A 4,792-nucleotide genomic window follows, 5' to 3' on the forward strand; every position below is an offset into this window, starting at 1 on the left:
CAACAAATAACAGTATAATAACATCTACTGTCGAAAGTATTAAGGAAGTAATAAAGGCTATAAGAAACCCGGTATAGGTTTTTTTGTAGAAATCCAGTACATAACCCATTATTATTGTGGAGATTGTAAAAGCAATTCTTACAATAAACATCCTGAAATATATATAATCATTCTTTTTCCGCTGGGGTACCACCTCATGTACCAGATCATCCAACCAACCTGGTAAAACCCCCATAAAAAATTGGCAGTTATCACCATTATAGTCAATAATACAATGATTAATTTTTCATCATTGAATATTAAAGGCAGAAAAACTATGGCACTGGATAAAAACCTTGATACAATATTTGATGAAATAAGGAGCTTTTTACGTGCCCTGATCCTCTCAAATATGAGAAAAGAAAACACAGTAAGGATGGAAGCCCAAATAACTGAATTATTTAATAAGGCTACTATAAAATCCGAGCCTTTGAGATGGATAACAAAACCCGATAAAAACACTCCACTTGTCAATACATAAGCCGCATTTATAAAAGCCGCATCTATAAGAAACAAAATCTGGCTTTTTCTATACTCTCCACAACAAATTCTATTATGAGGCATAAGCTTTCTTTTTAGCGCTTTTATGGCAGTCACCTCTTTCAATATTTTATTAATTAGCTTCCTCATTCTCAGTTTTTCATAAAATTTCTATAATTATCGTCTAGTTAACAGAAAATGATAGAGCTAAAATTACCTTAATTTATTCTTTTTTATTGAAAAATTTCAATATTTTTGTATTACTATTGTACACTAAATAAAAGTAAACAATAATTTTACTTTTTTTACCTTTTCTGCTATGAAAGTTTTAGGTGGGTCACTCACTTTAATTATCCTTAGATTTACCCTCTTATGTCTCCCTGGATCACATCTCTATCAATAATGTGTCCTGACATTCCTTCGTGCTATCTTTAAGGATAAGTGAGGCACTTTTACTCGTATACTGGGTCTAAGCCCTTATGGTGATGCTTTGCCTTCCTCACCTAAAAACTTATTTTGTTATAATAAATATTAATAATATAACAAGTAATTAGTCAGTACCGTGGAGCTTTTTTAAAAACTATCTTTTCCAACAAATCCTTTACATACATTTTGTTTTTTATCTCTACTAGCTCTTTATAAACTAACATACACCTATGCTACTATAAGCTCTTGAATCTGTTTTAAACGTATTTCTCCCAATGCTTTTTGTGGATCATAATACTCTTTACTTTTTGCCAGATGAAACATTATTCTCATTACCTTTAAACCTACTGCTATCAATGCCTGATTTTTTGTTAACCGGTTTTTTGGTCTGTTTAGTAAGTAATAGTATAACTGCCGCATTTCAGGGTTATGGTTTACTGTAGAAACTCCAGCCATGTATAGAATACTTCGCAGCATTGGGCGACCTCTTTTAGTAATCTTTGTTTTTCCTTTGTGCTTTCCCGAACTCTGTTCCGCCAGGTTAAGACCTGCCAGCTTTCTTACTTGTTTCCAATTATCAAAACGTGACACATTTCCAATCTCACCTATAAATACTGCGGATATAATTGGTCCAATACCTTTCATGCTCTGAAAATAATCATTTAGTTCAGTTTCAGCCATCTTTTTTTCTAATAATTTTTCTATCCTCTCAAGTTTTTCTTGCATAAATTCTATTTCATCTAGTAGACACTCTATTTTAAATTTTGCACTTTCACTCCCTTCACGCACTCCCACAGAGCTTAATGCGGCTTTATACAGTGTTTTAGCACGTTTAATGCCTTCCTTTCCATTTGATGCCTTGTATATTTCTTTTGCAAGTTCTTCCAATCCTAAATCAATTATGTCCTTAGGAAATGGATAGTGTTTCAACAAGTATACTGACGTATTTCCTAATAGATTCTTAAATATTTTTTCATATTCAGGGAAATATTCGTCTAGTACTGCAATTAGTGCACATTTTGCACACTTTACTTTTTTTATATATTGACTTCTTGTATTTGTAAGTACTCTTAGTTCTGCATAAACACCCTCCGGAAGATATATATCATAAAATCTACCATCTCGTATCAGCCTTGCAATTGTAAGAGCATCTTTCTTATCACTCTTTGTTGGAGAATTATCATCAAGCTCCTTGCTCTGCTTTACATGATATGGGTTTACACCTACTAACTCATCAACATTTTCATTTAACTTCAAAAACCAAGCTAATGCTTTCCAGTAGTGTCCTGAGGGTTCCATTCCTGCAACCACTTCCTCTAAATGGTTTTTTTCTTTACTTTCAACTATATTTTTTATTAGACATTCAAAACCATTTATGCTATTATTAATCTTGAAGGGCTTTATGAGGTCTATACCTCTACAATCAGTAATTCTGCACCAATGCTCTTCCTTAGCTACGTCAATTCCTACTATCATGGTTGTTGTAGTAATCCGTAAAATTTTATCTTTCATAATACCGCCTCCTGGTTTTTATATAGTTATTCTTGATACTTAAATCATATCAGGCGGTGGTATTTATTTCAAAGCTGATTTAAATCATTACAGGAATGCTCGTATAATAGTTTTTGGAGGGTTTAAGTTAAGAAATTTCCAGTTACAAACCCTAATGATTCGACCTTTATTTCCAAAAACTCACTGGAAATTTTCATGAACATTGGCAATTTAATATTTTTAATGCTCATGGTACAATGGTATCAGCCATTGAGGATAGTTTTGTTTCACCTTGTTGAACCCATGTGGTTACTTCTTAGGGAGTCTGTTCCCCTGGCCTGGTGTTATCTTCGAACCACTGGTTGTTTACCTGGCTTCCTCTTTCTCCTTTATGGCAGTCGGGAGATTCATGCACAGTTGGTTTCCAGGGCGGATTCTTATGGCGAGGGTGTTGATGCATCAGGCACCTGGGCATTGGTTAAATCAATGGCTTTCATACTCTTTGCTCTGAAAGGAGGTGTTTGCTTTGCCTAGTCCTTTATTTGTTGGCATTGATGTAAGTTGCAAGGATAATAAAGTTCAGCTGCTCCATTCAGATGGTGCTGAAATTACAAGGTTTTCTGTCCCCAATAATCATCCCGGTGCTAAATCCCTCTCTGAAAAAATTACCGGGGTCATGGGTAAGAACAAATTCGATTCCCTTGTAATTGGTTTGGAAGCCACTTCAGTCTATGGTCATCCTCTTGTCTACTTCTTAAGGCAAGAACCATCAATTAAGGCTCTCAATCCAAGGATTCATGTTCTTAACCCCAAACAGGTTGCAAACTTCAAAAAGGCTTATCCTGAACTGCCAAAGAATGACTGGGTAGATGCTTGGGTTATTGCTGACAATCTCCGTTTTGGGCGTATTACAAAGGAGGTTTGCATGGACGAAAAGTTTGATGCCCTGCAAAAGCTTACCCGTGAGCGCTACCATGTGGCCAAAAACTTAACCCGGGAAAAGAACCGGTTCTTAAGCAACCTGTTTTTGAAGTTCAGTGCCCTTGCTCAGGAAGACATATTCTCTGATAAGTTTGGGGCTACATCTATAGCCATAATTGAGGATTTCTTTTCCGTTGATGATATTGCTTATATGGATGTAGACAAACTGGCTGAATTCCTTAACAAGAAATCTAAAGGCCATTTTGCCGATCCTCATGAACTGGCTGAAACCATCAAGAAAGCTGCCAGAAGTTCTTACAGGCTGCCCAAAACAGTTAATGATTCTGTAAATCAAGTGCTTGCTGTATCGCTGGTAGCCATTAAAGCTTTAAAAAAGCAGCTTGAAACGCTTGACAAGGCTATTGAAACACAGTTTGCCCTTATACCTAACACATTACAGTCAATAAAGGGTGTGGGGCCTGTGTATGCAGCTGGTATAGTAGCTGAAATCGGTGATATTAAACGTTTCCCAAACCATGCTGCATTAGCTAAATTTGCGGGTTTGGCATGGTCCGAACATCAATCGGGCCAGTTTAAAGCTGAGAACACTCATATGATACGTTCCGGCAATAGATACCTTAAATACTACCTCTTAGAAGCCGCTAACAAGGTGAGAGTGCATGATCCCGAGTTTAAGCGCTTTTATGAGTTAAAGTATGCCAGAACCCCAAAAACACCACACAAACGTGCACTTGCCTTGACTGCCAGGAAATTTGTCCGGCTTGTCTATGCACTGCTACATAGCAACCGGCTTTATACGCCGCCAAAAGGAGAGTAATTTCCAATTGGTGTTCCACAACTTACCAATTTTGCAAATTAAATTTGGTAAGTCTACTGAGGATGGCCTTTTTGTCTCAAAAACCCCTTAAAAACTATTAAATTTTCAAAAATTTTTTCCAATCACCTCTTGACTTTTTACCACTGGACTCCCTTTATAATATGACGATACATATCCATTACTTTTATCGAACCTTGTTTTCTCTCAGGTCCATATAGAATAACACTATATCTGTTACTACAATAATGCTGTTTAAATGTAAAGAAAAATAACTGCATCATAACTGTAGATGATTTTGTGCAAAATGCCTACAATTTATCCTGTAAGGATAACAAACAAAAATACTTTGCTTTTACCGGGGTTTTTACGCGATTTGTATGTTTTGTAGATCGAAAACGGCCAAGATGCCCCCAAAACAAATCAGCATTATGGATTCAAATATACTCATAACAGTATTTATTCCTTCCGTTTGTATTTTTTCACAACCGGATATTTACTGGCAGTCTGCCATAAGCAGGCTCTCCGGACAGTACCTTTATGACACTAAATATTGAAAGTTCCGAATATTCATATGCAGCTATGCAGGTTTCAGTATCA

At 36.1% G+C, this 4,792-nt stretch carries 4 protein-coding genes; 2 read left to right on the plus strand and 2 right to left on the minus strand.

Going from position 1 to position 4,792, the window contains the following annotated elements:
• Window positions 1-138: 138 nt before the first annotated feature.
• Entirely contained in the window at window positions 139-669 is a 531-nt protein-coding gene (locus GXX20_12655) for a hypothetical protein (GenBank protein ID HHW32498.1), read from the minus strand.
• Between the two features lie 504 nt (window positions 670-1,173).
• Window positions 1,174-2,460, minus strand: a complete 1,287-nt coding sequence (locus GXX20_12660; protein ID HHW32499.1) for an IS110 family transposase — start codon at window positions 2,458-2,460, stop codon at window positions 1,174-1,176.
• Between the two features lie 192 nt (window positions 2,461-2,652).
• Between GXX20_12660 and GXX20_12665 the strand changes: the two genes are divergently transcribed.
• Both GXX20_12665 and GXX20_12670 read left to right on the plus strand, forming a co-directional pair.
• Window positions 2,653-2,970: a hypothetical protein gene (locus tag GXX20_12665; protein ID HHW32500.1), complete on the plus strand. Its 318-nt coding sequence runs from the start codon at window positions 2,653-2,655 to the stop codon at window positions 2,968-2,970.
• The gene (locus GXX20_12670) at window positions 2,963-4,195 is read left to right on the plus strand and encodes an IS110 family transposase (protein HHW32501.1); all 1,233 of its coding nucleotides are present in this window, start codon (window positions 2,963-2,965) and stop codon (window positions 4,193-4,195) included. The genes GXX20_12665 and GXX20_12670 overlap by 8 nt, the downstream gene beginning before the upstream one ends.
• Window positions 4,196-4,792: the final 597 nt, after the last annotated feature.

The sequence above is a fragment of the Clostridiaceae bacterium genome (assembly GCA_012840395.1).
Classification (GTDB): Bacteria; Bacillota; Clostridia; order Acetivibrionales; family DULL01; genus DULL01.

What these genes read in the sequence shown, in the direction of transcription:
- GXX20_12655 (HHW32498.1), bottom strand. Translation starts at nt 669, where the DNA reads ATGAGGAAGCTAATTAATAAAATATTGAAAGAGGTGACTGCCATAAAA.
- GXX20_12665 (HHW32500.1), top strand. Translation starts at nt 2,653, where the DNA reads ATGAACATTGGCAATTTAATATTTTTAATGCTCATGGTACAATGGTAT.